Annotated in this window: 36 protein-coding genes and 1 pseudogene; 32 read left to right on the top strand and 5 right to left on the bottom strand. The window is 44.7% G+C overall.

Annotation, left to right across the window (positions count from 1 at the left end; genetic code table 11):
- Positions 1 to 3: 3 nt before the first annotated feature.
- The 27 genes and pseudogenes from rplD to PV763_RS11555 all read left to right on the top strand — a co-directional run bounded on the left by rplD (position 4) and on the right by PV763_RS11555 (position 14,245).
- Entirely contained in the window at positions 4 to 606 is a 603-nt protein-coding gene (rplD, locus tag PV763_RS11685) for a 50S ribosomal protein L4 (protein ID WP_004281511.1), read from the top strand.
- Positions 603 to 923, top strand: coding sequence for a 50S ribosomal protein L23 (gene rplW, locus PV763_RS11680; RefSeq protein WP_004281510.1), 321 nt, complete (start codon positions 603 to 605; stop codon positions 921 to 923). Before rplD ends, rplW begins: the two co-directional genes overlap by 4 nt.
- 11 nt (positions 924 to 934) lie before the next feature.
- Positions 935 to 1,759: a 50S ribosomal protein L2 gene (gene rplB, locus PV763_RS11675; RefSeq protein ID WP_004281509.1), complete on the top strand. Its 825-nt coding sequence runs from the start codon at positions 935 to 937 to the stop codon at positions 1,757 to 1,759.
- A 19-nt stretch (positions 1,760 to 1,778) separates the two neighbouring features.
- Complete coding sequence (gene rpsS / locus PV763_RS11670) at positions 1,779 to 2,054, top strand: 30S ribosomal protein S19 (protein WP_004281508.1); 276 nt, start codon at positions 1,779 to 1,781, stop codon at positions 2,052 to 2,054.
- Between the two features lie 11 nt (positions 2,055 to 2,065).
- Entirely contained in the window at positions 2,066 to 2,395 is a 330-nt protein-coding gene (rplV, locus tag PV763_RS11665) for a 50S ribosomal protein L22 (protein ID WP_001982638.1), read from the top strand.
- 1 nt (position 2,396) lies between these two features.
- A pseudogene (rpsC, locus tag PV763_RS11660) lies at positions 2,397 to 3,213 on the top strand (30S ribosomal protein S3).
- Entirely contained in the window at positions 3,153 to 3,566 is a 414-nt protein-coding gene (gene rplP / locus PV763_RS11655) for a 50S ribosomal protein L16 (RefSeq protein ID WP_004281506.1), read from the top strand. Before rpsC ends, rplP begins: the two are co-directional and overlap by 61 nt.
- The gene (gene rpmC / locus PV763_RS11650) at positions 3,566 to 3,763 is read left to right on the top strand and encodes a 50S ribosomal protein L29 (protein WP_004281505.1); all 198 of its coding nucleotides are present in this window, start codon (positions 3,566 to 3,568) and stop codon (positions 3,761 to 3,763) included. Before rplP ends, rpmC begins: the two co-directional genes overlap by 1 nt.
- Complete coding sequence (gene rpsQ / locus PV763_RS11645; RefSeq protein WP_004281504.1) at positions 3,760 to 4,017, top strand: 30S ribosomal protein S17; 258 nt, start codon at positions 3,760 to 3,762, stop codon at positions 4,015 to 4,017. The genes rpmC and rpsQ overlap by 4 nt, the downstream gene beginning before the upstream one ends.
- Before the next feature lie 91 nt (positions 4,018 to 4,108).
- A complete protein-coding gene (gene rplN, locus PV763_RS11640; RefSeq protein WP_004281503.1) occupies positions 4,109 to 4,477 on the top strand; it encodes a 50S ribosomal protein L14 in 369 nt (122 codons plus the stop codon).
- Positions 4,478 to 4,486: 9 nt separating this feature from the next.
- Complete coding sequence (gene rplX, locus PV763_RS11635; protein ID WP_004281502.1) at positions 4,487 to 4,804, top strand: 50S ribosomal protein L24; 318 nt, start codon at positions 4,487 to 4,489, stop codon at positions 4,802 to 4,804.
- 16 nt (positions 4,805 to 4,820) lie between these two features.
- Positions 4,821 to 5,357, top strand: coding sequence for a 50S ribosomal protein L5 (rplE, locus tag PV763_RS11630; protein WP_004645057.1), 537 nt, complete (start codon positions 4,821 to 4,823; stop codon positions 5,355 to 5,357).
- Between the two features lie 9 nt (positions 5,358 to 5,366).
- Positions 5,367 to 5,672: a 30S ribosomal protein S14 gene (rpsN, locus tag PV763_RS11625; protein WP_004732275.1), complete on the top strand. Its 306-nt coding sequence runs from the start codon at positions 5,367 to 5,369 to the stop codon at positions 5,670 to 5,672.
- 12 nt (positions 5,673 to 5,684) lie between these two features.
- Complete coding sequence (rpsH, locus tag PV763_RS11620; RefSeq protein WP_004281499.1) at positions 5,685 to 6,080, top strand: 30S ribosomal protein S8; 396 nt, start codon at positions 5,685 to 5,687, stop codon at positions 6,078 to 6,080.
- 13 nt (positions 6,081 to 6,093) lie between these two features.
- Positions 6,094 to 6,627, top strand: coding sequence for a 50S ribosomal protein L6 (gene rplF, locus PV763_RS11615; protein WP_004645059.1), 534 nt, complete (start codon positions 6,094 to 6,096; stop codon positions 6,625 to 6,627).
- Between the two features lie 14 nt (positions 6,628 to 6,641).
- Positions 6,642 to 6,992, top strand: a complete 351-nt coding sequence (gene rplR / locus PV763_RS11610) for a 50S ribosomal protein L18 (RefSeq protein ID WP_004281497.1) — start codon at positions 6,642 to 6,644, stop codon at positions 6,990 to 6,992.
- Positions 6,993 to 6,994: 2 nt separating this feature from the next.
- Positions 6,995 to 7,492: a 30S ribosomal protein S5 gene (gene rpsE, locus PV763_RS11605; RefSeq protein WP_004281496.1), complete on the top strand. Its 498-nt coding sequence runs from the start codon at positions 6,995 to 6,997 to the stop codon at positions 7,490 to 7,492.
- A gap of 6 nt (positions 7,493 to 7,498) precedes the next feature.
- Positions 7,499 to 7,675, top strand: coding sequence for a 50S ribosomal protein L30 (rpmD, locus tag PV763_RS11600; RefSeq protein ID WP_004281495.1), 177 nt, complete (start codon positions 7,499 to 7,501; stop codon positions 7,673 to 7,675).
- 3 nt (positions 7,676 to 7,678) lie between these two features.
- Positions 7,679 to 8,119, top strand: a complete 441-nt coding sequence (gene rplO, locus PV763_RS11595) for a 50S ribosomal protein L15 (protein WP_064094518.1) — start codon at positions 7,679 to 7,681, stop codon at positions 8,117 to 8,119.
- A 45-nt stretch (positions 8,120 to 8,164) separates the two neighbouring features.
- The gene (gene secY / locus PV763_RS11590; protein WP_171054339.1) at positions 8,165 to 9,484 is read left to right on the top strand and encodes a preprotein translocase subunit SecY; all 1,320 of its coding nucleotides are present in this window, start codon (positions 8,165 to 8,167) and stop codon (positions 9,482 to 9,484) included.
- A 19-nt stretch (positions 9,485 to 9,503) separates the two neighbouring features.
- Positions 9,504 to 9,620: a 50S ribosomal protein L36 gene (rpmJ, locus tag PV763_RS11585; protein WP_000867907.1), complete on the top strand. Its 117-nt coding sequence runs from the start codon at positions 9,504 to 9,506 to the stop codon at positions 9,618 to 9,620.
- A gap of 104 nt (positions 9,621 to 9,724) precedes the next feature.
- Positions 9,725 to 10,081, top strand: a complete 357-nt coding sequence (gene rpsM / locus PV763_RS11580) for a 30S ribosomal protein S13 (RefSeq protein ID WP_004281492.1) — start codon at positions 9,725 to 9,727, stop codon at positions 10,079 to 10,081.
- Positions 10,082 to 10,100: 19 nt separating this feature from the next.
- Positions 10,101 to 10,487: a 30S ribosomal protein S11 gene (gene rpsK / locus PV763_RS11575; protein WP_004281491.1), complete on the top strand. Its 387-nt coding sequence runs from the start codon at positions 10,101 to 10,103 to the stop codon at positions 10,485 to 10,487.
- 12 nt (positions 10,488 to 10,499) lie between these two features.
- A complete protein-coding gene (gene rpsD / locus PV763_RS11570; protein WP_004281490.1) occupies positions 10,500 to 11,126 on the top strand; it encodes a 30S ribosomal protein S4 in 627 nt (208 codons plus the stop codon).
- A gap of 16 nt (positions 11,127 to 11,142) precedes the next feature.
- Entirely contained in the window at positions 11,143 to 12,150 is a 1,008-nt protein-coding gene (locus tag PV763_RS11565) for a DNA-directed RNA polymerase subunit alpha (RefSeq protein WP_004281489.1), read from the top strand.
- 18 nt (positions 12,151 to 12,168) lie between these two features.
- Positions 12,169 to 12,534 carry a 50S ribosomal protein L17 gene (gene rplQ / locus PV763_RS11560; RefSeq protein WP_004281488.1) on the top strand — a complete coding sequence of 122 codons (366 nt, stop codon included), beginning with the start codon at positions 12,169 to 12,171 and terminating at the stop codon, positions 12,532 to 12,534.
- A gap of 220 nt (positions 12,535 to 12,754) precedes the next feature.
- Entirely contained in the window at positions 12,755 to 14,245 is a 1,491-nt protein-coding gene (locus PV763_RS11555) for a flavin-containing monooxygenase (RefSeq protein WP_420937871.1), read from the top strand.
- A gap of 62 nt (positions 14,246 to 14,307) precedes the next feature.
- Here the strand turns inward: PV763_RS11555 and PV763_RS11550 are convergent, their stop codons facing one another.
- Positions 14,308 to 15,480, bottom strand: a complete 1,173-nt coding sequence (locus PV763_RS11550; RefSeq protein WP_005263751.1) for an acyl-CoA dehydrogenase family protein — start codon at positions 15,478 to 15,480, stop codon at positions 14,308 to 14,310.
- 183 nt (positions 15,481 to 15,663) lie between these two features.
- Here PV763_RS11550 and PV763_RS11545 point away from each other — a divergent pair, with 183 nt between their 5' ends.
- From PV763_RS11545 to PV763_RS11525, 5 genes are all read left to right on the top strand, one after another.
- A complete protein-coding gene (locus PV763_RS11545) occupies positions 15,664 to 15,921 on the top strand; it encodes a succinate dehydrogenase assembly factor 2 (protein ID WP_005263749.1) in 258 nt (85 codons plus the stop codon).
- A complete protein-coding gene (locus tag PV763_RS11540) occupies positions 15,914 to 16,300 on the top strand; it encodes a hypothetical protein (RefSeq protein WP_005263747.1) in 387 nt (128 codons plus the stop codon). Before PV763_RS11545 ends, PV763_RS11540 begins: the two co-directional genes overlap by 8 nt.
- Positions 16,301 to 16,834: 534 nt before the next feature.
- Positions 16,835 to 17,875: a hypothetical protein gene (locus PV763_RS11535; protein WP_253160588.1), complete on the top strand. Its 1,041-nt coding sequence runs from the start codon at positions 16,835 to 16,837 to the stop codon at positions 17,873 to 17,875.
- A gap of 68 nt (positions 17,876 to 17,943) precedes the next feature.
- The gene (gene rrtA / locus PV763_RS11530) at positions 17,944 to 18,516 is read left to right on the top strand and encodes a rhombosortase (protein ID WP_420937870.1); all 573 of its coding nucleotides are present in this window, start codon (positions 17,944 to 17,946) and stop codon (positions 18,514 to 18,516) included.
- A 197-nt stretch (positions 18,517 to 18,713) separates the two neighbouring features.
- Positions 18,714 to 20,996: a TRAP transporter large permease subunit gene (locus PV763_RS11525; protein ID WP_420937869.1), complete on the top strand. Its 2,283-nt coding sequence runs from the start codon at positions 18,714 to 18,716 to the stop codon at positions 20,994 to 20,996.
- A gap of 62 nt (positions 20,997 to 21,058) precedes the next feature.
- Here the strand turns inward: PV763_RS11525 and PV763_RS11520 are convergent, their stop codons facing one another.
- Genes PV763_RS11520 through PV763_RS11505 form a run of 4 tightly spaced genes read right to left on the bottom strand, consistent with a single transcriptional unit; the run spans position 21,059 to position 24,752 of the window.
- Positions 21,059 to 21,940 carry a DMT family transporter gene (locus PV763_RS11520; protein WP_420937868.1) on the bottom strand — a complete coding sequence of 294 codons (882 nt, stop codon included), beginning with the start codon at positions 21,938 to 21,940 and terminating at the stop codon, positions 21,059 to 21,061.
- 55 nt (positions 21,941 to 21,995) lie between these two features.
- A complete protein-coding gene (locus PV763_RS11515) occupies positions 21,996 to 22,430 on the bottom strand; it encodes a hypothetical protein (RefSeq protein WP_004645071.1) in 435 nt (144 codons plus the stop codon).
- Between the two features lie 17 nt (positions 22,431 to 22,447).
- On the bottom strand, positions 22,448 to 22,657 hold the full coding sequence (locus PV763_RS11510) for a YheV family putative zinc ribbon protein (protein WP_171054337.1): 210 nt from the start codon (positions 22,655 to 22,657) through the stop codon (positions 22,448 to 22,450).
- 40 nt (positions 22,658 to 22,697) lie between these two features.
- Positions 22,698 to 24,752, bottom strand: coding sequence for a M3 family metallopeptidase (locus tag PV763_RS11505; protein WP_420937881.1), 2,055 nt, complete (start codon positions 24,750 to 24,752; stop codon positions 22,698 to 22,700).
- Positions 24,753 to 25,263 lie beyond the last annotated feature (511 nt).

Below are 25,263 nucleotides of genomic sequence, written 5' to 3'. Positions count from 1 at the left end.
AACGTGAATTTAAATACTGTTTCCGGCTCTGCTGTTGAATTATCAGAAGTTGCGTTCGGTCGTGAATTTAATGAAGCTCTTGTTCACCAAGTGGTTACAGCTTATTTAGCTGGTGGCCGTCAAGGTTCAAAAGCTCAGAAATCACGTGCAGACGTTTCTGGCGGTGGTCGCAAGCCATTCCGTCAAAAAGGTACTGGCCGCGCTCGTGCTGGTTCTATTCGTAGCCCAATCTGGGTTGGCGGTGGTAAAACTTTTGCTGCTCGTCCACAAGACTGGTCTCAAAAAGTAAACCGTAAAATGTACCGCGGTGCTATGCAATGCATCCTAGCTGAACTTGTTCGTCAAGATCGCCTAGTTTTAGTTGAAGAGTTTGCTGTTGCAGCTCCAAAAACTAAAGAATTGCTTGCAAAACTTAACGACTTGAATGCGACTCGCGCATTGATCGTTACTGATGCTGTTGATGAGAACTTGTATCTTGCTGCGCGCAACATTCCACACGTTGATGTGGTTGATGCTGCTGCAATCGATCCGGTTAGCTTGATTGCGTTCGACAAAGTTGTTATGTCTGTAGCTGCTGCTAAGAAAATTGAGGTAGAACTCGGATGAACAACGAACGTATCTATCAAGTCCTGCAAGGACCTGTATTCTCAGAAAAAGCACAAGTTTTAGGTGAAACTGCTGGTGTTCAAGTGTTTAAAGTTGCATTAAATGCAAACAAGCTTGAAATCAAAAAAGCAGTGGAACAACTCTTTGGTGTGGAAGTTGTTAAAGTTAACACGACTATCACTAAAGGTAAGTCTAAGCGCTTTGGTAAAACATTAGGACGTCGTTCTGATGTTAAAAAAGCATACGTCACCCTGAAAGCTGGCCAAGATGTTGAAATGGCTGACTTGGGCGATACCGCTGAAAGCACAGCGGAATAAGGACGAGAATTATGCCTATTCAAAAATGTAAGCCAACGTCTCCAGGACGTCGCTTTGTAGAGAAAGTGGTTCACGATCACCTTCACAAAGGCGCACCATACTCTCCGTTGGTTGAAGCTAAAAAACGTACTGGCGGCCGTAATAACAACGGTCACATCACGACTCGTCACGTTGGTGGCGGTCACAAGCAGCACTACCGTCTAGTTGACTTTAAACGTAACAAAGATGGTATTCCTGCAACTGTAGAGCGTATCGAATACGATCCTAACCGTACTGCACACATTGCACTTGTATTGTATGCTGATGGTGAGCGTCGCTATATCATCGCTCCTAAAGGCCTTCGCGCTGGCGATAAAGTACAGTCTGGTAACGATGCTCCAATTCGTCCAGGTAACTGCTTGCCGCTTCGCAACATGCCTATCGGTTCTACTCTTCACAACATCGAACTTAAAATCGGTAAAGGCGCGCAGTTAGCTCGTTCAGCTGGTACTTCAGTTCAGCTGTTGGGTCGTGACGGTTCTTACGCTATCGTTCGTCTGCGTTCAGGCGAGATGCGTAAAATTCACGTTGAATGCCGTGCTGTGTTAGGTGAAGTATCTAACTCAGAAAGCAACCTTCGTTCACTAGGTAAAGCTGGTGCATCACGCTGGCGTGGTGTTCGTCCTACCGTTCGTGGTATGGCGATGAACCCAGTTGACCATCCACATGGTGGTGGTGAAGGGCGTAACAAAGGTATTCAACCTGTAAGCCCATGGGGTCAAAAAGCTAAAGGGTACAAGACACGTACCAATAAGCGTACGACTAAGATGATTATTCGCGACCGTCGCGTTAAGTAACAAGTAAAGGAATCTGACAATGCCTCGTTCTCTGAAAAAAGGCCCATTCGTCGATGCGCACTTGTTCGCTAAGGTTGAAGCGGCTATCGCGGCTAATAACCGTAAGCCGATCAAAACTTGGTCGCGTCGTTCGATGATCCTCCCGGATTTTGTTGGTTTAACAATTTCTGTACACAATGGCCGTAACCACGTTCCTGTGATCGTTTCTGAGCACATGGTTGGTCACAAGCTTGGTGAATTTGCACCAACTCGTACCTATCGCGGTCACGGTGTTGACAAGAAATCTAAACGTTAATGGGTGCTATGATGGAAGTAACTGCTAAATTACGCGGTGCCGCTATCTCGGCACAAAAAGCTCGTTTGGTTGCAGATCTTATCCGCGGCAAATCTGTTGCGCACGCTCTTAACATCCTTAACTTCAGCAACAAAAAAGCTGCAGTTCTAGTTAAGAAAGCGTTGGAATCTGCGATTGCAAACGCTGAACACAATAACAGTTTAGATGTAGACGACCTTAAAGTTTCTACGATCTACGTTGATGAAGGCATGAGCCTGAAACGTATTATGCCACGTGCTAAAGGCCGTGCAGATCGTATTACTAAGCGTACTTGTCACATCACCGTTAAGGTAGGGGTTTGATATGGGTCAGAAGGTTCATCCAATCGGTATCCGCCTAGGTGTTGTGAAACGTCATAACGCTAACTGGTATGCGAATCCGAAACAATACGCTGAATACTTGCTTAAAGATCTTCAAGTTCGTGAGTTTTTGATCAAAAAACTTAAAAACGCGATGATCAGCAACATTCTTATCGAACGCCCTACGGGCGCTGCTAAAGTAACTATTAGCACTGCTCGTCCAGGTATCGTAATCGGTAAAAAAGGCGAAGATATTGAGAAACTACAACGCGAATTAACATCTATTATGGGTGTTCCTGCGCAAGTAAGTATTAATGAAATTGATCGTCCAGACTTAGACGCGCGTCTAGTTGCTGAAGCTATCGCTTCTCAATTAGAAAAACGTGTAATGTTCCGTCGTGCTATGAAGCGTGCGGTACAAAACACAATGCGTGCTGGTGCTAAAGGTATCAAAGTAGAAGTTTCAGGCCGTTTAGGTGGTGCTGAGATTGCTCGTACTGAGTGGTATCGTGAAGGTCGTGTACCTCTACATACGCTTCGTGCAGATATCGACTATGCGACTATGCGTGCTGAGACTACTTACGGTACGATCGGTGTTAAAGTTTGGATCTTCCGTGGTGAGATCTTGGGTGGCATGAAACAAGTCATGAACCCAGCTCCAGCTGAAGAACGTCCAGCTAAACGCGGTCGTGGTCGTGGTGAAGGTCAAGAGCGTCGTGGTCGTCGCAATGATCGTTCTGCTGAAAAAGGAGAATAATCCATGTTGCAACCTAAGCGTACTAAATTCCGTAAAGTGCAGAAAGGCCGTAACACTGGTCTAGCACACCGCGGTAGCACAGTATCTTTCGGTACTATTGCACTTAAATCAGTTGAACGTGGTCAAATGACTGCGCGTCAAATTGAAGCAGCGCGTCGTACAATTAGCCGTCGTATTAAGCGTGGTGGTAAGATCTTTATCCGTGTATTCCCGGACAAACCGATTACTTCTAAGCCTCTTGAAGTGCGTATGGGTAAAGGTAAAGGTTCTGTGGAATATTGGGTTTGCCAAATCAAACCAGGTAAAGTCTTGTACGAAATTGATGGTGTTAACGAAGAATTGGCTCGCGAAGCGTTTACGCTTGCAGCAGCTAAACTTCCGTTTAAAACCGCTATCGTGACTCGGACGGTAATGTAATGAAAACTAAAGATCTACGTGAAAAGTCGGTAGAAGAGTTGACAGCTTTGCTTGATGAGCAACAGCTTAACCAATTCCGTCTTCGTATGGCGAAAGCAACTGGTCAATTGGGTAAATCGCATGAAGTTGCACTTACTCGTCAGACTATTGCTCGTATTAAGACCCTCCTTACCGAAAAACAGGGGAACGGACAATGAGTGATAAAACAGTCCGCACGTTAACTGGCAAAGTTGTAAGCGACAAGATGGATAAATCTATCGTTGTTCTTATTGAACGCCAAGTTCAACACCCGTTGTATGGCAAATTAATCCGCCGTTCAACAAAATTACATGCTCATGATGAGAACAACACAGCGAAAGCTGGTGATGTTGTAACCATTAAAGAAAGCCGCCCAATTTCTAAAACTAAGTCTTGGACTCTAGTTGAAGTTGTTGAAGCAGCTGCTGAGTAATTAACGTTCTTGTTGCATCATCGGTCAATTTCGAGTACTCTTTGAGCCTTTCGAAATTTCGACCGGTGTTGCTCGGTTTTGGAGTAGGGCAATGATTCAGACCGAAACTATGCTCGACGTAGCAGACAACAGTGGTGCACGCCGCGTACAATGTATTAAAGTACTTGGTGGCTCGCATCGTCGTTATGCTTCTGTTGGCGACATTATTAAAGTTACTGTAAAAGAAGCAATTCCACGCGCACGTGTTAAAAAAGGTGACGTGATGAATGCGGTTGTGGTTCGTACAAAATTCGGTATCCGTCGTGCAGACGGTTCAGTGATTCGTTTCGACGATAACGCTGCTGTTATTTTGAACAACAACAAAGCGCCGATTGCAACTCGTATTTTCGGACCAGTGACTCGTGAACTTCGTACTGAACAGTTCATGAAAATTATTTCATTGGCTCCTGAAGTTCTATAAGAGGCGATCATGGCTAAGATTAAAAAAGGCGATCAAGTAATTGTGATCGCAGGTAAAGAAAAAGGCAAACAGGGTACTGTTCTGTCTGTTTCTAATGACCGTGTTAAGGTTGAAGGCCTTAACTTGGTGAAGAAGCATCAGAAGCCGAACCGTGCTACAGGCGCTGAAGGTAGCGTTGTAACTCAGGAAGCTTCGCTTCATATTTCAAACGTGGCAGTTTTTAATGCTACAACCCAAAAGGCTGACCGTGTTGGTTACCAAGTGATTGATGGCGTGAAAACTCGCGTATTCAAATCAAATGGTGAATCAGTGGCGGTAGCGAAGTAATAGGTTGATATAGGCCATGGCCAGACTTAAAACACGTTACAACGACGAACTTAAAGCTCAATTACAAGAAGTATTGGGCGTTAAGAATGTGATGGAGATTCCTCGCATCACTAAAATCACGATCAACATGGGTGTTGGCGCAGCTGCTGCTGACAAAAAACTCCTTGATGGTGCTCTTTCAGATATGCAAGCTATCGCTGGTCAAAAACCAGTACTTACGTTAGCTCGTAAATCAATCGCTGGTTTTAAAATCCGTGATGGTTGGCCGATCGGTTGTAAAGTTACTTTACGCGGCGAACGTATGTACGAATTCTTGGACCGTTTGATCTCGATTGCGATCCCTCGTATCCGTGACTTCCGTGGTTTCTCTGCGAAATCATTCGACGGTCGTGGTAACTACTCAATGGGTCTTAAGGAACAAATCATGTTCCCTGAAATCGATTTTGACAAGATTGATCGTATTCGTGGTATGGATATTACCATTACTACGACTGCTCGCACCGATGACGAAGGCCGTGCGCTTATGCGTGCATTCGGCTTCCCGTTCAAATAAGAGGTCGATATGGCTAAGAAAGGTATGATTAATCGCGAATTGAAACGCGAAGCTACTGTTGCTAAATACGCTGCAAAACGTGCTGAATTAAAAGCTGTTATTGCAAACGTAAATGCATCAGACGAAGAACGTTTCGAAGCGATGATGAAATTACAAGCATTACCACGTAATGCATCTCCAGTACGTCTACGTAACCGTTGTGGTTTAACTGGTCGTCCTCATGGTTACTTCCGTAAGTTCGGTTTAAGCCGTAACAAATTACGTGAAACAGTAATGCAAGGTGATGTACCTGGCGTTGTTAAGGCAAGCTGGTAAGGAGCACTATAGATGAGTATGCAAGATACCGTTGCCGACATGCTAACACGTGTTCGTAACGCACAAATGGCAAAGAAACAAACTGTTTCTATGCCTAATTCTAAGTTGAAAGTAGCAATTGCTAACTTACTTCAACAAGAAGGTTATATTTCAAACGTAGAAGTTGCGGATGCTGAAGGCAAACCAACTCTTACTTTGACTTTAAAGTATTTCGAAGGCAAACCAGTTATCGAAACTGTGAAACGCGTAAGCCGTCCAGGTCTACGTCAGTATCGCGGTAAAGATGCACTTCCTAGCGTTAAGCAAGGTTTAGGTATTGCAATTGTTTCTACAAGCAAAGGCATCATGACTGATCGCGCTGCACGTGCTGCAGGCGTTGGTGGTGAAGTTATTGCTTTTGTTTCTTAATAGGTGATTCCTCATGTCTCGTGTGGCTAAAGCCCCAGTAACTGTACCTAACGGTGTAACAGTTACTCAGAACGGCCGGCAGGTCGAAGTGAAAGGCACTAAAGGTACATTGTCTTTCAACCTGCATGCGCTGGTCGAGCTTAAACAGGAAGACGGTATTCTAGCTATTGCTCCAGTACAAGAGTCGAAAGACGCTTGGATGCAAGCTGGTACTGCTCGCGCTGTGCTTAACAACCTTGTAAAAGGTGTTAGCGAAGGTTTCGAACGTAAGTTACAGCTTATCGGTGTTGGTTATAAAGCTGCGGTTAAAGGTGACGTTGTTCATCTTAACCTTGGTTTCTCTCACCCGATCGATTATGCACTTCCTGCAGGTGTAACTGCTGAAACTCCAACTGCAACTGAAATCATTCTTAAATCTGCTGATAAAGCAGCTTTAGGACAGGTTGCTGCAGATATCCGTGGTTACCGTCCACCAGAGCCGTATAAAGGCAAAGGTGTTCGTTATTCTGACGAAGTTGTACTTCGTAAAGAAGCTAAGAAGAAATAAGGCGCGAGGTTCTTATGAACGAAAAGAAACAATCCCGTTTGCGTCGTGCGAAAAGCACACGCTTGCACATCCGTGCATTGGGTGCGACTCGTTTGTGTGTAAACCGCACTCCGCGTCACATCTATGCTCAAGTTATCTCTGCAGATGGTGGCAAAGTATTAGCGCAAGCTTCTACTTTAGACGCTACTCTACGTGCGGGTACAACTGGTAACGTTGAAGCAGCTCAAAAAGTAGGTGCTTTAATCGCAGAACGCGCTAAAGCAGCTGGTGTTACTAAAGTTGCATTTGACCGTTCTGGTTTTAAATATCATGGTCGTATCAAAGCCTTGGCTGATGCTGCTCGTGAAAACGGCTTGGAGTTCTAATCATGGCTAAAGTTGAACAAAACGAAGGTCTTGTTGAAAAGCTGGTTGCCGTTGATCGTGTAGCCAAAGTTGTTAAGGGTGGTCGTATCTTCTCTTTCACAGCATTAACTGTTGTGGGTGATGGTAATGGTCGCGTAGGTTTTGGTCGTGGTAAAGCACGTGAAGTTCCAGCTGCTATCTCTAAAGCACTTGAAGCTGCTCGTCGCAATATGATTACTGTTGACCTTGTTGATGGTACGTTACAGCACCCAATTCATGCACGTCACGGCGCTAGCCGCGTATTCATGCAGCCTGCCTCTGAAGGTACAGGTGTAATTGCTGGTGGCGCTATGCGTGCAGTTCTAGAAGCTGTAGGCGTACGTAACGTGTTGACTAAATGCCGTGGTTCTACTAACGCTGCTAACGTAGTAAACGCAACTTTCAATGGTTTGCGTGATATGACTACTCCTGAAAAGGTTGCTGCGAAACGTGGTCTTTCAGTAGAACAAATTCAAGGGTAATCAATCATGAAAACGATTAAAGTTACCCAGACTAAATCTGCATCGCACCGCTTGAAAAATCACAAGCTTAGCCTGCAAGGTTTAGGTCTGCGTCGTATTGGTCATACTGTAGAAGTGTTAGACACACCTTCTAACCGTGGTATGATCAACCAAGTCTATTATATGGTTAGTGTAGAGGAATAAGCCATGACTCTGCGTTTAAATACAATTGCACCTGCAGAAGGTGCTAAACGTGACAACCTTCGTTTAGGCCGTGGTATCGGTTCTGGCGTTGGTAAGACCGGTGGCCGTGGTGTCAAAGGTCAAAACTCACGTAAGAGCGGTGGTACTCGTCCAGGTTTCGAAGGCGGTCAAACAGCACTTTATCGTCGTTTGCCTAAATTCGGCTTCACTAGCCAATTGGCTTTGAAAACTGCTGAAGTACGTTTATCTGAGCTTGCTAAAGTTGAAGGCGACATCGTGTCTCTTGAAACTTTAAAAGCTGCGAACGTTGTACGTAAAGACATGACTCGTGCTCGTATCGTACTTTCTGGTGAAATTACTCGTGCATTCACTATTCAAGGTGTTGCATTGACTAAAGGCGCTAAAGCTGCTGTTGAAGCTGCTGGCGGCAAAGTCGAGGAGTAATCCCCAGTGTCTATGACTCCTAGTTCTTCAGGTCATGTCAACATGATGAAAGGCCAACCATTTCATGTGAAATACCGTGAAATTATTCGTCGAATGATGTTTCTCATTGGTGCGTTGTTGGTGTTTCGACTAGGAGCGCATATTCCAGTACCAGGCATCAATAATGCTGCGTTAGAAAACTTGTTTAATGCAAACCAAGGTACCATCCTTGGTTTGTTCAACATGTTCTCTGGTGGTGCATTAGAACGAATGTCTATTCTTGCTCTCGGGATCATGCCATACATCTCTGCATCGATTATTGTGCAGTTGATGTCAACTGTGGTTCCTTCGCTGGAAGCTTTAAAGAAAGAAGGCGAGCAAGGCAAACGTAAAATTAATCAATATACACGACAAGGTACATTATTCTTAGCGCTGGTACAGGCGATAGGTATGTGTGCAGGCCTGATCAGTCAGGGGATTACCCTGAATACTGGTTTGGCTTTTTATGTTCCTGCAGTAACCTCACTGGTTGCGGGGACCATGTTCTTGATGTGGTTGGGTGAACAGATTACCGAGCGTGGGGTGGGGAATGGTATTTCCATGATCATCTTCGCGGGTATTGTTGCCGGATTGCCTAATCTAATTATGCAATCTTTCTCATCTGTAGATAATGGCCAGACCAGCCTGATTGGCTTGGTAATTTTTGGTTTGTTGTCTCTGGGTGTTTTGGCAGCGATCGTGTTTATCGAGAAAGCGCAGCGTCGTATTCCGGTAAACTATGCTCAAAAACAACAAGGTCGTCGTGTATTTACTGCACAGCAGACACATTTGCCATTAAAAATTAATATGGCGGGTGTGATTCCGGCAATTTTTGCCAGCTCATTGCTTTTGTTCCCTGCGAGCTTAGGTCAGTGGGTGGGTAGTGCAGATCCAAATGCTGGATTTATTAAGCGTAGCCTGCAAGATGTAGCATTGGTGTTGTCGCCTGGTCAGCCGTTGTATTTGGTGCTCTTTGGTGCGTTAATTATCTTTTTCTGTTACTTCTATACAGCACTGGTATTTAGTCCTAAAGAAGTGTCAGAGAACTTGAAACGCAGCGGAGCTTACGTGCCTGGTATACGTCCAGGTGAGCAAACTGCTCGTTACTTAGATCATATTCTCAATCGTTTGACGTTTATTGGCGCGATTTACATCGCAGTCATTTGTTTGATGCCGATGGTATTGCAAAGTTCATTTGGTATTCCATTCTATTTGGGTGGTACCTCTTTGCTGATTGTTGTGGTAGTAGTGATGGACTTTATGGCTCAGCTGCAATCACACCTTACTTCGCACCAATACGATAATCAAACGTTAATGAGAAAAACGACTGCTCATCCTAAGGGATAAGCGCACTTGAGGTTTCATCATGAAAGTACAAGCTTCTGTTAAGAAAATTTGTGGTAGCTGTAAAGTTATCCGTCGTAATGGGGTTATCCGCGTAATTTGTAGCGCAGAACCTCGTCATAAGCAGCGTCAAGGTTAATCTGATTAAGACCTGTTGATTTCTGTAGGCGAATTAGGTTATTATCCGCCCTCAAGATTTTTGTGGGGCGGTTGATTATCTACTGCCTTTTTGGAGAAAATTGAATGGCTCGTATTGCCGGTGTAAACATTCCGGATAACAAGCACGCTGTTATCTCTCTAACGTATATCTTTGGTATTGGTCGCCATACTTCAAAAGCTATCTTAGCTGCTGCTGGTATTGCTCCAACTACTAAGATCCGTGAATTAGATGACGCTCAGCTTGATGCGATTCGTGCAGAAGTTGCTAAGGTTCCGACCGAAGGTGATTTACGTCGCGAAATTTCCATGAACATTAAACGTTTAATGGATTTAGGCTGCTACCGCGGTCTTCGTCATCGTCGCAGCTTGCCTGTCCGCGGTCAACGCACCAAAACTAACGCTCGTACCCGTAAAGGTCCGCGCAAACCTATTAAGAAATAAGATTTCTGGAAGCTAAAAGATGGCTAAAGATACTCGCGCACGCAAGAAGGTCACTCGTACCGTCTCTGAAGGTGTCGCACACATTCACGCTTCTTTTAATAACACCATTGTGACTATTACCGATCGTCAAGGTAATGCACTGGCTTGGGCCACTTCAGGTGGACAAGGCTTCCGTGGATCACGTAAATCAACTCCGTTCGCTGCTCAGGTAGCTGCTGAAGTTGCTGGTAAAGCTGCTTTAGACTACGGTTTGAAAAACTTGGACGTCCTTGTAAAAGGTCCTGGTCCTGGTCGTGAATCTGCGGTTCGTGCTTTAGGTGCAGTGGGTTATAAAATTAACAGCATTACCGATGTGACGCCAATCCCGCACAACGGTTGCCGTCCACCTAAAAAACGTCGCGTGTAAGGAGAAACATTCATGGCTCGTTATATTGGTCCAAAATGCAAACTCTCTCGTCGCGAAGGGACAGACCTGCAACTTAAATCAGGCGTTAAACCGTTTGATGTTAAGACAAAAAAACATGCGAAAGTTCCTGGCCAACACGGCGGGGCTCGTGGTGGTAAACAATCTGAGTACTCACTACAATTACGTGAAAAACAAAAAGTACGTCGCATGTACGGTGTTTTAGAGCGTCAATTTAGTAACTACTATAAAGAAGCTGCTCGTGTTAAAGGCGCAACTGGTGAAAACCTGTTGAAGCTACTTGAAAGCCGTCTTGATAACGTTGTTTATCGTATGGGTTTCGGTTCTACTCGTGCAGAAGCTCGTCAGTTAGTATCTCACCGTAGCATCACTTTGAATGGCCGTCGTGTTAACATTGCGTCTATCCAAGTTAAAGCGGGTGATGTGATCGCAGTTCACGAAGGCGCTAAGCAACAATTACGTATCAAAAACGCAATTGAATTAGCTACTCAACGTGGTATGCCTTCTTGGATGGAAATTGACCATTCTAAATTAGAAGGTACGTTCAAAGCTGCACCGGATCGTTCTGATTTACCTGCTGAAATCAACGAAAGCTTGATTGTAGAATTGTATTCTAAATAATCCTTGAGGAAGCAATATGACGCGTACTGCAAATGAGTTTCTAACTCCGCAAGCGATCAAGGTCGAAGCGGCAAGCGGGACCTCGGCAAAAGTTATTCTAGAACCATTAGAGCGTGGCTTTGGTCATACTCTTGGTAATGCTTTACGTCGCATCCTTCTTTCTTCTCTACCTGGCGCAGCTGTGGTAGAAGTTGAGATTGAAGGGGTCGAGCACGAGTACAGTACTTTGGAAGGCTTGCAGCAGGACATCGTCGAGCTCTTGCTGAACCTAAAAGGATTGTCGATTAAGCTGTTCGATCAAAATGAAGCATATTTGACATTAGAGAAACAAGGTGCAGGCGACGTAACTGCGGCTGACCTTCGTTTACCTCATAATGTTGAAGTGGTTAACCCTGAACATTTGATCGGTACTTTAAGTGCCTCAGGCTCATTGAAAATGCGTCTGAAAGTGGCTCAAGGTCGTGGCTACGAGACTTCTGATTCACGCTTCCCAGAAGGCGAAACTCGCCCAGTGGGTCGCTTGCAGTTAGATGCTTCTTACAGCCCAATCAAACGTGTTTCATACACCGTGGAAAACGCGCGTGTAGAACAACGTACTGACCTTGATAAACTGATCATTGATCTTGAAACCAATGGTACTGTAGATCCTGAAGAAGCGATCCGCAAAGCTGCAACTATTTTGCAGCAACAAATTGCGATCTTCGTTGACCTTCAGAAAGATCAAGCACCTGTTGCTCAAGAGCCTCGTGAAGAAGTTGACCCAATCTTGCTTCGCCCAGTAGATGATCTAGAGCTAACTGTTCGTTCTGCTAACTGTTTGAAAGCAGAAAACATTTACTACATTGGTGATCTTGTACAGCGTACCGAAGTTGAGTTGCTTAAAACTCCTAACTTGGGTAAAAAATCGCTTACTGAGATCAAAGATGTTCTGGCTTCTAAAGGCTTACAACTCGGCATGCGTTTAGAGAACTGGCCACCGGCTAGTCTCCGTATGGACGATCGTTTCGCCTATCGTAGCCGTTAATTAAGTAGGACTATCACCATGCGTCATCGTAATAGTGGTGTGAAATTAGGCCGTACAAGCAGTCATCGTAAAGCGATGTTCCAAAACATGGCTAACTCTTTGTTCGAGCACGAGTTGATCAAAACAACTGTGCCTAAAGCAAAAGAGTTACGTCGTGTAGCTGAGCCTTTAATCACTTTAGCTAAAAACGATACAGTAGCAAACCGTCGTTTGGCGTTTGCTCGTACTCGTTCAGCAGCAACTGTTGGTAAATTATTTACCGTTCTTGGCCCTCGTTACAAAGAGCGTAACGGCGGTTATCTACGTGTTCTTAAAGCGGGCTTCCGTGCAGGTGATGCTGCACCGATGGCTTACGTTGAGCTAGTAGATCGCGAAGTTAACTAATTTCGTGAAGAATAACGCAAGTTGTTCGAAAAGGTCGGTTGAATAAACCGGCCTTTTTTATTGTCTGTATATTTTAATTTAGTCTGACTTTTAATCTCGTATAACTGGATCTGGCCTCAAAAGATAAAAAAATAACGTCTTTTTAATAAACTTGACATTGTGTATTGTCAGTTTTGTGATTTAATAAAAACAGATAGCATCGCTTAGGTAAAAAAACAACATGGAAAAGCAGGTAGATATTTTAATTGTGGGTGCGGGGATCTCGGGGATTGGTCTGGCAGCGCATCTTTCTAAACATTGTCCACAACGCTCTTTTGACATCATCGAACGTCGTGAAAGTATTGGCGGAACTTGGGATCTGTTTAAATATCCGGGAATTCGTTCCGATTCGGATATGTCGACTTTTGGCTTTAATTTTAAGCCTTGGAAAAAAGAAAGCGTGCTTGCCGATGGCGCATCCATCAAAAATTATCTGACTGAAGTGGTAGAGGAATTCAAGCTACAGTCGAAAATCCATTTTCAGCATCGTGTCTTAAGTGCTGATTATGATTCTGCGACCTGCAAATGGTCGGTAGAGATGGAGGACGCACAAGGCAAGAAGCAAACCTGGATCGCCAACTTCGTACTGGGCTGTACCGGTTATTACAACTATGACCAAGGTTTCCAGCCAGAGTTTCCCAATCAGGAGGCATTCAAAGGTGAATTTATTCATCCTCAACATTGGCCGGAAAATTTAAACTATAAAGGCAAAAAAGTGGTGATTATTGGCAGTGGTGCGACTGCGATTACTTTAGTTCCTGCGCTGGTTAAAGGTGGCGCAGGGCATGTCACCATGTTGCAGCGTTCTCCGACCTATATTGCCTCTGTGCCATCGGTTGATTTTATTTATTCAAAAATGCGTAAATATTTGCCTGAAGAGGTCGCCTATAAGCTAACGCGTGCGCGTAATATTGGCATGCAGCGTGGGATTTATGCCTTGGCACAAAAACAGCCCAAATTATTAAAAACGCTTTTGCTTAAATCGGTAAAATTTCAGCTCAAAGGTAAAGTGGACATGAAGCACTTTACCCCAAATTATGAGCCTTGGGATCAGCGTCTCTGTGTAGTCCCGGATGGTGATCTGTTTAAAATTTTACGTGAAGGACAGGCATCGGTTGCAACGGATCAGATAGATAGCTTTACAGAAACGGGAATCCAGCTGAAATCAGGTCAACATCTGGATGCTGATATTATTGTTTCTGCCACCGGTTTGAATATCCAGATTCTCGGCGGAATTCAGGCAACGGTAGATGGTCAGCCTGTCGATACCTCACAGCATATGTTGTATAGAGGAATCATGGTCAGTGACATACCAAATCAGGCGTTAATCATTGGCTATATTAATGCCTCCTGGACGCTTAAAGTCGACATCGCCGCTGAGTATATTTGCCGCCTATTGAACTATATGGATCAGCAAGGCTATACGGAAGTGATTGCTCAGGGAGATCAGAGTGAATTACTTCAGGATACCGTCATGGGAAGTCTCAGTTCCGGTTATATCGCCCGTGCTGCGAACGTAATGCCAAAGCAGGGTAAACATGCACCTTGGAAAGTTAGCAACAATTATCTGGCAGATCGCAAGGAACTCAAGCAGGCTTCGTTTGAAGATGCTGTGCTAAAATTTAAAAAAAACAGCAATGCTTTAAAGCATAAACCGCGTCTGGTTTCTTAAGCTTAGATTTTTGAATAAAGAAAAAAAGAGTCCCTAGCGACTCTTTTTTTTCTTTATTCAGTTTAAAGCGAACGAGCGATGAGTTCTTTCATGATTTCATTGGTACCCGCATAAATCCGATTGGCACGGTTGTCGATATAGGCACGGGCAATCGGATATTCCAGCATATAACCATAGCCGCCATGCAATTGCAGACATTCATCAACGACTTTGCTGTACATTTCTGAAATCTTGTATTTGGCCGCAGCAGCGGCATCTACGCCTAGTTCGTGATTGAGTTGCAGCTGCATACAGCGATCCAGATAAGTGCGGCACACATCGATCTCGGTACGTAGTTCTGCCAGTTTAAAACGGGTATTTTGAAAATGGCTGATGCTCTTGCCAAATGCCTGACGTTCCTTGGTATATTTCACTGTATGGGCAAAAGCGGCTTCAGCGCCTGCCTGACAGATAATCGCCACAATCAGGCGTTCCCAAGCCAGTTCTTTCATCAGCATCATAAAGCCCATGCCTTCCAGACCGAGCAGGTTTTCTGTGGGTACCCGAACATTGTCAAAGAACAGTTCGCAGGTATCCTGACCTTTCATGCCAATTTTATTCAGCGGCTTGCCTTTACTAAATCCGGCACGCTCTGCTTCAACCATAATCAATGAAAGATTGGCTGAACCTTTGTCATTATTGCCGGTTTTACAGACCACAATCGCCATGTCACAGAGATAGCCATTGGTAATAAAGATTTTGGAACCATTAATCACATAGTCATCGCCATCGAGTACTGCCGAGGTACGCACTGCTTGCAGGTCAGAGCCAGTTCCCGGTTCGGTCATGGCAATCGCGGTGACGACCTCTCCAGACGCCATTTTCGGTAACCATTGTTGTTTTTGAGCTTTATTACCAAAATTCAGCAGATAATTGGCAACAATATCTGAATGCAATGAAAATCCAGTCGCTGAATCTCCGGCATAGGCCTGTTCCTCAATCAAAATCATGCTATACAGCCGGTCTACGCCAGAGCCGCCATATTCTTCGGGCATGGTAGCGCAGAGCAATCCAAGCTCACCGGCTTTATTCCACAGCTCTCGATCTACATGCTGTTGACTTTCATAACGCTCGGTATGTGGAATGACTTCTTTCTCATAAAATTTACGTACCGTCTCGCGAAAAGCATCATGTTCGGTACTAAAGAGTTGGCACGGCAGCATCGGGGCAAGTGGGCGAATGGCTGCAGATTGCATCTTGTTATTCCTTATTTTGATTTGTTTGGTTTAACTTAGGTCATGCCAAGATCAGCAGCAATGAGCGGAATGTTCAAATGACTTAAATCTGCTGATGCTTTTGGTCATTTCTATGAAATCCCTCGAAATTCAGCCAGCGCTTCAGGTAAACTATTCGGGTTTATAACGAGTTGGGGAAATTCGATGACTGATGACATCAGCTTAGAAGAGCGCAAAGTGATTTATCGTGCGCGTCGTGGTTTAAAAGAACTGGATGTATATTTTGATCCCTACGTAAAAAACCATTACCTGAGTGCTGAGCCTTTCGAAAAACAGATGTTTGCAGAGCTGGTTGAGCAGGAAGACCCGGATTTACTGGACTGGTTTATGGAAGTGTCTGAGCCACCGCGTCCTGAACTGAAAGATTTTATCAAGAAGCTTAAATTTTACGTTCATGGATAATCGTTGCTTCAAGCTGAAACGCAGTCTGTGTGCATTGGCGTTTCAGCTTTTTATTTTTGCACTGCTGATGTATCTGTTGTATCAGTTATTACCGATTGCACTTTGGGCAATGTGCGCTGTCATAGGCTTGGTGATTTATCAGCTGTTTTACCGCAAGACACCACAGATTGAGCAGTTTGAATATCTGGATGGACGTGAATGGTCATTGACTACCAAAGCACGACCGACCCGTCGGGTATGTATTAGTCACGTAATTGATCATCAGGCGTATATTGTGGTGTATTTCCAGCATGCCAAGGCGCGACCTTTATTGATCTGGTGTGATCAATTGCCCTTCAAACAATGGAAATCCTTAAAATTATTGACTAAATTAATTTAGTTGTAAAACAAACGCATTTTAATGATTTAATTAAAATGCTCATAAAACAAATATTTAGACCAAATTCCTATTTTTATTGTCAGACAGAAATCAAGGTTAATCCATGACTTAGAGGAATTGTCTGACAATTTATTCCCTATGTTTTATTTTTAGCCTGTACATTTAACTCACCAACAGCAACTACGGGAGACCTTAATGGAATTTCCAGTATGGATGTTTCTGATCGTAGCGATTGTTTTAACGCTGGTGATCGGACGACTCGGGACAGTGTTGAAGGATAAATTTTCATCTTAATCAAGCAGGGTTTATTATTTTTCTGCTTGTACAGTTAATAAGTAGCATGTGCTGAACCGTCGCAATGCTACTTTTTTTTGCCCAAAATTTGGTATTCTTCTAAATACAGTCAATTGCAGCGCGGCTATTTAATGGCAAAGTGTCTCGTCTAAATTAGAGTAAATACTCTTTTATTCACAAAATGCTTCTGATATCTTTAGCAGAAAGATGGACATAATCACAATTATAGAGGACAGGAAAATGTCAGACGTCCGTAAAATATGCCAAGGTATGGCGACCATTGCAATAACAACAACAGTTTTGACGGGGTGTTCTCAGGTCATTAAAACCGGTGCCAATGTTGCACTGGGTTTCACCGAAAACCATATTGTACCGCCGATTTTAGCGATGGATGATGCTGAAATGGTGTGTAATTCAGGGAATTCTTTAACGCCGGCCATTATGGCGACCAAAGAAATGGGGGCGGATCCAACACGGGTGGCCGTGCTGATGTATTCGGCTGCCGGTATTTGTGCCGAGCAAAAAGCGCTGGAAGCCGAGTTACGCTATTTACGTGCTTCAAAAACCAATCAGGTGGCAGAAGCTCAAGATGCCCGAATCGAGCAGAAGCGCTGGGCGGCACTGGCAGCACAGCGTCAATATACCGGTTATCAACTGTTCCAGAGCCGTTATGAAAAGAAATACCAAAAAGCCCTAGGTGAAGAATGCCCGCGCATGAATAGTGACATCGAGCAAACGGTTTATCTGCTGGGTATGCTCAGTGGCTTGCAGGCCATGACCAATGATATTAACTCAGGTGGTGCAGTGCATGTACCGAAAGATATTGCTGCCGTGGTTGAACGCGGCATGGTGTGTCTGGATAACGCGAAATTCTGGGGTGCTCCGAATGCTACTCGTGCGGTGATATGGACCTTATTGCCAGGCGCAGGAGATGGTAAACCTGATCCTTACCAAACCTTAAAACAATCTACACAAATTGGTGAGCAAAAAGGTGTACGTTTATCTCATGCCTTGTACGCTGTAGCGGCTCAGGCCAGTGGTGATGATGCCAAAGTCCGCGATGCCTTAAAAACCTTTGCTCAGGCACGTACTGAGGAAAAGCCGGTCAATCCGCAATTCAAGCTGATCGACAGCATGGCTGCGATTATGGTCAGTGGCATATCAGATCGTTACTGGACAGAAAATACCGGTATACGTAGTGGCGATGATGGCATGCAACGTTTCTGGGATGAATCCGACAGTTCTTCTGAGCTCGATGATCTGTTCAGTGCGGATCTGTAATGCAGATACTATGTATAAATCTTCAGGGATGAAGTCAAACTAGATGGTCGGGGGAGGACAACAGGCCGATGCTAGATCAACATTTTCGACGAAAAATTATTTTTCTAGCGGCTTTTGTCTCTCTCTCTGCATGTCTGCAAATTTTTCAGGATCATTTCATCTACTGGCAAGAGAGCCTGTTAGGTGAATTTTGGCGACTCTGGACAGCGCATTGGGTGCATGTGGGCTGGATTCATTATTTTCTGAATATTCTCGCCTTTCTCTGTTTGCCTTTCATTTTTCCACGCGCCACCGTCTGGCATTTCTGTGCCATTTTACTGATCTTGCCACCGTTGATCAGTTTAAGTTTTTATTTTTTCTTACCCAATATTGAAGCCTATGCCGGCTTGTCAGGCGTACTGCATGGCGCCTACGTAGCAGTGGCCTGTGTGCATTTGCTGTATAAGCGGGAACGCGGTTTTGCGGCGCTGGTGTTGTTTTTGATCTTTGCCAAACTGGTCTGGGAAAACACCATTGGCAATGTCGGGACGACGCAGCTGATCGGTAGTCCGGTTTTGGTTGAGGCACATTTACTTGGTGTGATTTGGGGCGTTATTCTGGCGCTGATCTATATCGTGAGCAATTATTTTCGGGATAATTAAAGTGCAGAGATAAATCATTTTCTTGGCAGAAAATACAAAAAGAAAATATAAATTGTCATTTTTATTGTGCCAATTTTCATGCAAAGTCAAAACATAGAATAAAGATCCTGACCTTTGAAAAGGAATTTTCGGGGCAGAAGGGAAGATCGGCGTCCTAGACCAAGCATCAGGCCGCTAAAATAAAAATAGGAATACACATGCAAAATGATGATCAAAACAGATCAGGATTAGGTCTGTTGCGTTATATATGGACAGAGTGGATCTCGACCTTCGTCGTGCTGGTTTTACTTTTGCTCACTTTGATTATTGGCACCGGGGAAATGATTCACGGCCAGTTGCTGCGTATGGGCGAGCGTATTTACGGCGATCCGGCAACCGCAATGCAATATTCATTTCTAAGGGCTGAACCGACGCGTCCACAATGTGAACGCAATATCAATGTTGATCAGCGTGTTCAGCAGCAAATGAAAGCCGATGCAGCCGATGAATATGCCGATTTCTTCGGGGTGCGTTCGGAAGCGGATGTCCGTGCTGCGGTGTTACAGGCACAGCAGGTCTGTGAAGAATCCTACCTGTTCTATGATAAAGCCATTCAACATGTGGAAGCTCATCCAAGTATTCGGGCTTATCGGACGTTTGAAACCTCTTTCTTTGGTATCTTCAAGTTTGGTACAGAAAACCGGGCTTTGCTCTTGGTTATCATGGTGGTCTTTGCTGCGATCAGTGCCACCCTAAAAACTCATCATATTGGTTTACGTAGCCCGAGCACACGTATCGACTTTAAAGTTTATTCGGTCGCCATGCTGGTTGCTAATGCTTTCCTGGCATTTTCATCCTATAGCCAATATCAGTCCGTATTGAACTCGGGCGTGCCGATGGGAGAGATGAAATACATCTACTGGTTGTGGATGATTCTGTTCAGCACCCTCACATTGATCAGCTTGTATCAGGTGATCAAACAACCAAAACCAACGCGTGAGGGCGGCAGTTTTGGTCTGGCCTTTCTGAGTGTACCGCTATATGCCTATATGGCCATTACGACCGGAATAAATTTCACTTTCTTTATGGACTATCCAATGGGACAGGGGATTTACCTCGGTCAATTGGTAGAGTTTTCTAGTATCTTCCTGAATCTGGCCTTGTTTATCTGGGCCGGTATGTTGCTGAAACAGACCCGTGTCGTGGACATGTTCCTGAACATTCTGCGTCCCTGGAATTTGGCACCTGAAACCCTGACCTGGCTAATCTTGCTGGCAGCTGCATTACCGACTGCCTATACCGGAGCATCAGGGATTTTTGTAATTGCCGCAGGTGCGATTATTTATAAGGAAGTCTGGAATGCGGGTGGACGCCGTCAGTTTGCACTGGCAGCCACCGCAATGTCCGGCTCAATGGGCGTAGTCTTACGTCCTTGCTTGCTGATTGTCGTTGTGGCATCACTGAATAAAGAAGTGACCACCGACTTACTCTATCACTACGGGATTTATGTCTTCCTGCTCAGCTCGACTTTATTCCTGGTAATTTCCCTGTTCTTTGCAGAAAACAAATTCCGCATTGCTGCGCCTACTGTGGCTGCTCCTCAATCCGGTCGTGCCTTCATGGCGATTATTCCATATATCGTGATTTTCATTCTGATCTGGTTATTCTATAAATATGCCTTGTCGACTGACCTGAATGAATTTACCGCACCGGTGATGATGCCAGTCATTCTGCTGATGATTGTCCTGTTCGATAAGTTACGCCATGAACCTGCGCCGTTGCCGGCAGTGGGGCATTGGGATGAAACCTTGACCGCAACTTTAAACTCAAGATCGACACCTGAACTGGCGACAGCCGGTGCCGCGGCCAATGCAGAATATCGTGAAGCTGAACATAGCGAACAACCAGGCAAAGAGCTGGTTGTTGATCATGCTGTGCAGCGTTCAAAAGCGACTGAAATTTTGCGTCATGTCGGTTTCTGGAAGTCCATGCATATTTCGACCAGTGAGACCGTGGGACATATTGGTGCTCTGGTCATCCTGATGGCACTTTCGGTGAGTGTCGGTGGCTTGCTAGAACGTATGGAAATTATGGAAGCCTTCCCGACCGATATCAGTAGTACCATTCTGGTGATTTCACTGATTGTCGGCTTAATGATTTTTGTCGGGATGATCATGGATCCATTCGGTGCGGTGATTCTGATCTCGGCAACCGTGGCTCCAGTGGCTTACCAATACGGTATTCATCCGGTACATTTCTGGATGATTACCCTGATTGGTTTTGAACTGGGTTATGTGACGCCACCGGTTGCGCTGAATCATTTACTGGCCAGACAGTCGATTGGTGATGCCGAAGTGGCCGAAGCGGATGCAGAAGTACGACACTTGTCTTTCTACTACCGTTATGAACGCTGGATTTTGCCGGTGATAGTATTGCTGCCTGCGATGCTGATCATTGCCTATGTGCCTTATATGTTTAAGCTGTTCGGCTGGTATCAATAAAAGAAAAGCAATAAAAAAGCACTTTCGGGTGCTTTTTTATTTATTTGATTTAAATTCGTTAATCAAATTTTGGATGAATTCAGGCGCTTTTGTAGGATCGGGCTACACAATAGAATCGCACAGAAAATCAGCCCCAGCCCAATCACGCTATAGAGGTCCGGAACTTCCTGCCAGAACAGAAAGCCCCACATGCCGGCAAAGAAAATCGCCACATAGTTGACCGGTCCAATCTGTCCTGCCGGAGCCAGCTTGTAGGCATTTGACATAAACAGTTGGCTGAAATTGGCCAGGATGCCAGCAGTAATCAGATAGCTGAGTTCTGTCAGAGTATAAGGTCGCCATAGCCAGAACATCGGAATTACTGAAATCAGGGTGCCAATAAAGCAGAAATAAAATACGATTTTTTCCGGAGACTCGGTTTTGGTCAGCGCTCGAACCGTGACAAACGCCATCGCCGCCAGAAAACTTGCACCCAAACCAATGACCGACATCAGGTTAATTAAACCCGAATCCGGTTTGGCAACACAGAGTACGCCGATGAAACCAATCAGAGCTGCGGCTAACATGCTTGTGGTGATTTTTTCCTTGAGAAATAGCCAGGCAATCAAAGGAATAAAAATCGGGGAAGAGTAGGTGAAGACCATGGCATTGGAGAGTTTTAAATGAGCAATGGCATAGAAAAAGCCGTACATGGCAGTCAGGCCGACCACTGCGCGCCAAGTGTGCATCCATAGTTTTTCAGTTTTGAAAAAACCAATGCCTTTATTGAAAATGAAAGGCAGGAAAATAAACAGCCCAACAAAATTGCGAAAGAAGACCACGGTAGCATTATCAATTGTTGTTGAGGCATAACGGATACAGACGCCCATGACTGAAAAGAGAAAAGCAGAGCAGGTCAGTAACAGAATGGCTTTAAGCAGATGCGGAGCGGCTGGGGTAGACATGGAAACAACTGAGCTAGAAGATCTGACGATATTCTAGCTGAAATGCTGTCGAGATTTACTGGCTTTGAGCAAGTTGTGCTTCAAGTAACTTGATCTGTTCCTCTTTCAGTTGGACCAACTGGTCGGCATCGCTATGCTGCGCATCCAGTGTGGCTTTTTGTTCATTGAGCTGAACTTGGATGTCATCTAATTTAGCCACTTCTTCTTTGACCAAACTGGCATTCTCCGGCACTGGTGCATCTAACAGCTGATTTGATACCAGTGCTTTAGCTTCGATCGTCTCAGGTGCTTTCGCTGCCGCCGTATCTTCTTCAGTTTTCGCCGCAGGTTTTGCTGCCGGAACAGCCGCGATATCTTCCTGATGTATGCGTTCCGCTTCACCGGAAGAGGCATTCAACCACTGATATAGCAATACCAATGCAACGACAGTAACTAAAGCCCCCATAATCCCCATTAAAAGTTTGGGGTTATTTCTTTGTTCTACTGACATAGCTTGAACCTTGATTTTTATTTTACTGAACGAGGTTTAAACTGAATCACGCCAACTTCATCTGGAACAGCTGGTGTTTCTGGTTGATCAACATGTGTGGGACGATTTTCTTCATAACCACATTCAATACATTCGATCCATTCATCTTCACCAGAGGTCAGCATGACGACGCGATCTAACGCCTGACATTTTGGACATTTTGCGCCTGCAATGAAACGACGTTTAATGGTCATCATACTCACCTTGTGATCAACTTAAAAAGCTAGTTTAAGCGTTTTTAGAGGGGTTCGTCCAACCTTGATGACGCAGCAACGCATCTATTTTTGGCTCGCGTCCGCGGAAATTGATAAATGCGTCAAGTGCTGTGTCTTTTCCGCCAACTGCGAGGATATTTTCCCGAAACTGCTTTCCGGTAGTGGTATTAAAAATACCTTCATCTTCAAAGCGGTCGAAGGCATCACTGGCCAAAACTTCGGCCCATTTATAGGAATAATATCCTGCTGCATAACCACCGGCAAAAATGTGACTGAAGCTGTGCTGGAAACGGTTATAGTCGGTGGTCGGTAGGACCGCATACTTTTCACGGATCTCATTCAGAGTAGCCTGAACCTGTGTTGCATTTAAAGCCGGATTGGCTCGGTGAATACTCAGGTCAAACAGGGCAAATTCAAGCTGACGCAGGGTTTGCATGCCAGACTGGAAGAAACGTGCATCGAGCAGGGCTTTCAGCAACTCTGCCGGCAAGGATTCTTGAGTTTCAATGTGCTCGCTGAGCAGATCCAGACTTTCCTGATCCCAGGCCCAGAATTCCATAAACTGGCTTGGCAGTTCGACCGCATCCCAAGCCACGCCATGGGTACCTGCTACCGCAATATTGTCCACTTCTGTCAGCATATGATGCAGGCCATGACCAAATTCATGGAACAAGGTGATGACTTCATCATGGGTCAAGAGTGCAGGGCGATTGCCGACGGGTGGAGTAAAGTTACCGACCATATAACAAATCGGTTTTTGCAAGCCATCACTGGTCTGCATACGGGAACGGAAACCGCTCATCCATGCACCGCCACGTTTGCCCTGACGTGCATATAGATCAAAATAGAAACCGCCAATCACCTGACCCTGATCTTCTAATTCAAAATAACGTGCATCCGGATGCCATACAGGCGCTTCACGTTCAATCACCTGAATGCCATACAGACGATTAACAATACTGAACAGGCCTTGCAGGATTTTCGGTGCAGGGAAGTAAGGTTTAAGCGCTTCCTGTGACAGGTTAAATTGCTGCATTTTCAGCTTTTCAGAATAATAGCCACTGTCCCACGGTTGCAGGTCACGGATGCCATCTTCAGCAGCAATCGCTTTCAGTTCTGCAATTTCTTTCTCTGCTGGCGCGCGGGCATGCTCTGCCAGATCACGCAAGAATTCGTCTACGGCCTCTACACTTGGTGCCATTTTGCTGGCTAAGGACAATTCCGCATAATTATTAAAGCCAAGCAGTTTTGCCATTTCCAGACGCAAACTGAGAATTTCTTCGATCAGTGCAGTATTGTCAAACTCGCTCTGTTCAGCCTGATCTGACGCACGCGTGGTATAAGCTTTATAGAGTTCTTCACGCAGAGGGCGATTTTCTGAATGGGTCATGATCGCCAGATAAGACGGGAAATCCAGCGTAGCCACCGGTTGATCCAGCTCACGTTGCTGACCATATTGTTTTAACAGCTCAATATTATTTGAAGATAGACCCGCTAACTCATCTTCATTCAGCGGTCTGAAATAGGCTTGAGTCGCATCTAGCACATGGTTGGAGAAGTCGGAAGATAATTGGGACAGACGCGCAGAAATTTCCGCATAACGTTTTTTTGCTTCACCCTCTAACGCCACCCCAGACAGTTTGAAGTCACGTAAGGCCAGTTTAATGGCGCTTCGCTGTGCTGCCGGCAGTTCATTATAAATCGATGCATCATAAATATGCTGATAGGTCTGATATAGCGCCGTATGTTGACCCAGTTGCGTATAATATTCGCTAAGACCTGGTAAGAGTGCTTGATAGACATCACGGGTTTCGGCATTGTTCATCACGGCATTTAAATGCGACAGGATGCCCCAAGACTCACTCATATTATTTTCAAGCGTGTCGACATGTTCCAGTGTGGTTAGCTGCTCCTGTACTGTAGTAGGCGTTTCGGTGAGGTCATTCAGGAACTTTTGCCCTTCAGCGATACAGCTTTCAATTTTTTGTTTTAGCTCAGCCAGCGTAATCTGATCAAATTGTGGAACAGGCAAAGTTGCCTTTTCTAAAGTCATGTCGGTCTGCCAAATTAATTTTCAGTGTTAGTTCTAGAAGTAAGGCTTCTTGATCGAGAAATCAAGTTTGATCGGTGATTTATTCTGAAGCAGGAAGTATCGAGATCTATTCGATCTCATTCACAATAATTCCCTAGGCACTTTTGCTAATGTTGAATTGTGGTTCAACTGATTGGTGTTGCTCGCTGAAACTCCGAAACAGATAGTTCAAGAATTGGCAAAATTCCATAGTCTGTTTCAAAGAAATAGGAAATATGTCCTCGCACACCTTTACATTTCACTGCCTAAGTGTTGATCAAAATAGGAGGCAGTTTTCCTGTCAGTTTTGTTTAGAAATAGGGCAGGTAGATGATCAGACTGATCTAAGTTGATGATTCGATGCGGTAAGTATTTTTACTCTAATCGTATTTATTCTGGATAAGGTTTAAAAGAAAAAAGAGCGCCGTAGCCATTGCTGTCCCACAATTTTTCACAAGAGGAAGCTCATTTGAGCTTCCTCTTGTTTTATGGGTATTTTATCGGGTGA

This window comes from Acinetobacter sp. AS5 (assembly GCF_048957595.1).
GTDB lineage: Bacteria > Pseudomonadota > Gammaproteobacteria > Pseudomonadales > Moraxellaceae > Acinetobacter.
Note: the sequence above shows the minus strand (reverse complement) of the source record. Positions and strands in the feature narration are given on the sequence as shown.

What these genes read in the sequence shown, in the direction of transcription:
- rplW (WP_004281510.1), top strand. Translation starts at nt 603, where the DNA reads ATGAACAACGAACGTATCTATCAAGTCCTGCAAGGACCTGTATTCTCA.
- rplB (WP_004281509.1), top strand. Translation starts at nt 935, where the DNA reads ATGCCTATTCAAAAATGTAAGCCAACGTCTCCAGGACGTCGCTTTGTA.
- rpsS (WP_004281508.1), top strand. Translation starts at nt 1,779, where the DNA reads ATGCCTCGTTCTCTGAAAAAAGGCCCATTCGTCGATGCGCACTTGTTC.
- rplV (WP_001982638.1), top strand. Translation starts at nt 2,066, where the DNA reads ATGGAAGTAACTGCTAAATTACGCGGTGCCGCTATCTCGGCACAAAAA.
- rplP (WP_004281506.1), top strand. Translation starts at nt 3,153, where the DNA reads ATGTTGCAACCTAAGCGTACTAAATTCCGTAAAGTGCAGAAAGGCCGT.
- rpmC (WP_004281505.1), top strand. Translation starts at nt 3,566, where the DNA reads ATGAAAACTAAAGATCTACGTGAAAAGTCGGTAGAAGAGTTGACAGCT.
- rpsQ (WP_004281504.1), top strand. Translation starts at nt 3,760, where the DNA reads ATGAGTGATAAAACAGTCCGCACGTTAACTGGCAAAGTTGTAAGCGAC.
- rplN (WP_004281503.1), top strand. Translation starts at nt 4,109, where the DNA reads ATGATTCAGACCGAAACTATGCTCGACGTAGCAGACAACAGTGGTGCA.
- rplX (WP_004281502.1), top strand. Translation starts at nt 4,487, where the DNA reads ATGGCTAAGATTAAAAAAGGCGATCAAGTAATTGTGATCGCAGGTAAA.
- rplE (WP_004645057.1), top strand. Translation starts at nt 4,821, where the DNA reads ATGGCCAGACTTAAAACACGTTACAACGACGAACTTAAAGCTCAATTA.
- rpsN (WP_004732275.1), top strand. Translation starts at nt 5,367, where the DNA reads ATGGCTAAGAAAGGTATGATTAATCGCGAATTGAAACGCGAAGCTACT.
- rpsH (WP_004281499.1), top strand. Translation starts at nt 5,685, where the DNA reads ATGAGTATGCAAGATACCGTTGCCGACATGCTAACACGTGTTCGTAAC.
- rplF (WP_004645059.1), top strand. Translation starts at nt 6,094, where the DNA reads ATGTCTCGTGTGGCTAAAGCCCCAGTAACTGTACCTAACGGTGTAACA.
- rplR (WP_004281497.1), top strand. Translation starts at nt 6,642, where the DNA reads ATGAACGAAAAGAAACAATCCCGTTTGCGTCGTGCGAAAAGCACACGC.
- rpsE (WP_004281496.1), top strand. Translation starts at nt 6,995, where the DNA reads ATGGCTAAAGTTGAACAAAACGAAGGTCTTGTTGAAAAGCTGGTTGCC.
- rpmD (WP_004281495.1), top strand. Translation starts at nt 7,499, where the DNA reads ATGAAAACGATTAAAGTTACCCAGACTAAATCTGCATCGCACCGCTTG.
- rplO (WP_064094518.1), top strand. Translation starts at nt 7,679, where the DNA reads ATGACTCTGCGTTTAAATACAATTGCACCTGCAGAAGGTGCTAAACGT.
- secY (WP_171054339.1), top strand. Translation starts at nt 8,165, where the DNA reads ATGAAAGGCCAACCATTTCATGTGAAATACCGTGAAATTATTCGTCGA.
- rpmJ (WP_000867907.1), top strand. Translation starts at nt 9,504, where the DNA reads ATGAAAGTACAAGCTTCTGTTAAGAAAATTTGTGGTAGCTGTAAAGTT.
- rpsM (WP_004281492.1), top strand. Translation starts at nt 9,725, where the DNA reads ATGGCTCGTATTGCCGGTGTAAACATTCCGGATAACAAGCACGCTGTT.
- rpsK (WP_004281491.1), top strand. Translation starts at nt 10,101, where the DNA reads ATGGCTAAAGATACTCGCGCACGCAAGAAGGTCACTCGTACCGTCTCT.
- rpsD (WP_004281490.1), top strand. Translation starts at nt 10,500, where the DNA reads ATGGCTCGTTATATTGGTCCAAAATGCAAACTCTCTCGTCGCGAAGGG.
- PV763_RS11565 (WP_004281489.1), top strand. Translation starts at nt 11,143, where the DNA reads ATGACGCGTACTGCAAATGAGTTTCTAACTCCGCAAGCGATCAAGGTC.
- rplQ (WP_004281488.1), top strand. Translation starts at nt 12,169, where the DNA reads ATGCGTCATCGTAATAGTGGTGTGAAATTAGGCCGTACAAGCAGTCAT.
- PV763_RS11555 (WP_420937871.1), top strand. Translation starts at nt 12,755, where the DNA reads ATGGAAAAGCAGGTAGATATTTTAATTGTGGGTGCGGGGATCTCGGGG.
- PV763_RS11550 (WP_005263751.1), bottom strand. Translation starts at nt 15,480, where the DNA reads ATGCAATCTGCAGCCATTCGCCCACTTGCCCCGATGCTGCCGTGCCAA.
- PV763_RS11545 (WP_005263749.1), top strand. Translation starts at nt 15,664, where the DNA reads ATGACTGATGACATCAGCTTAGAAGAGCGCAAAGTGATTTATCGTGCG.
- PV763_RS11540 (WP_005263747.1), top strand. Translation starts at nt 15,914, where the DNA reads ATGGATAATCGTTGCTTCAAGCTGAAACGCAGTCTGTGTGCATTGGCG.
- PV763_RS11535 (WP_253160588.1), top strand. Translation starts at nt 16,835, where the DNA reads ATGTCAGACGTCCGTAAAATATGCCAAGGTATGGCGACCATTGCAATA.
- rrtA (WP_420937870.1), top strand. Translation starts at nt 17,944, where the DNA reads ATGCTAGATCAACATTTTCGACGAAAAATTATTTTTCTAGCGGCTTTT.
- PV763_RS11525 (WP_420937869.1), top strand. Translation starts at nt 18,714, where the DNA reads ATGCAAAATGATGATCAAAACAGATCAGGATTAGGTCTGTTGCGTTAT.
- PV763_RS11520 (WP_420937868.1), bottom strand. Translation starts at nt 21,940, where the DNA reads ATGTCTACCCCAGCCGCTCCGCATCTGCTTAAAGCCATTCTGTTACTG.
- PV763_RS11515 (WP_004645071.1), bottom strand. Translation starts at nt 22,430, where the DNA reads ATGTCAGTAGAACAAAGAAATAACCCCAAACTTTTAATGGGGATTATG.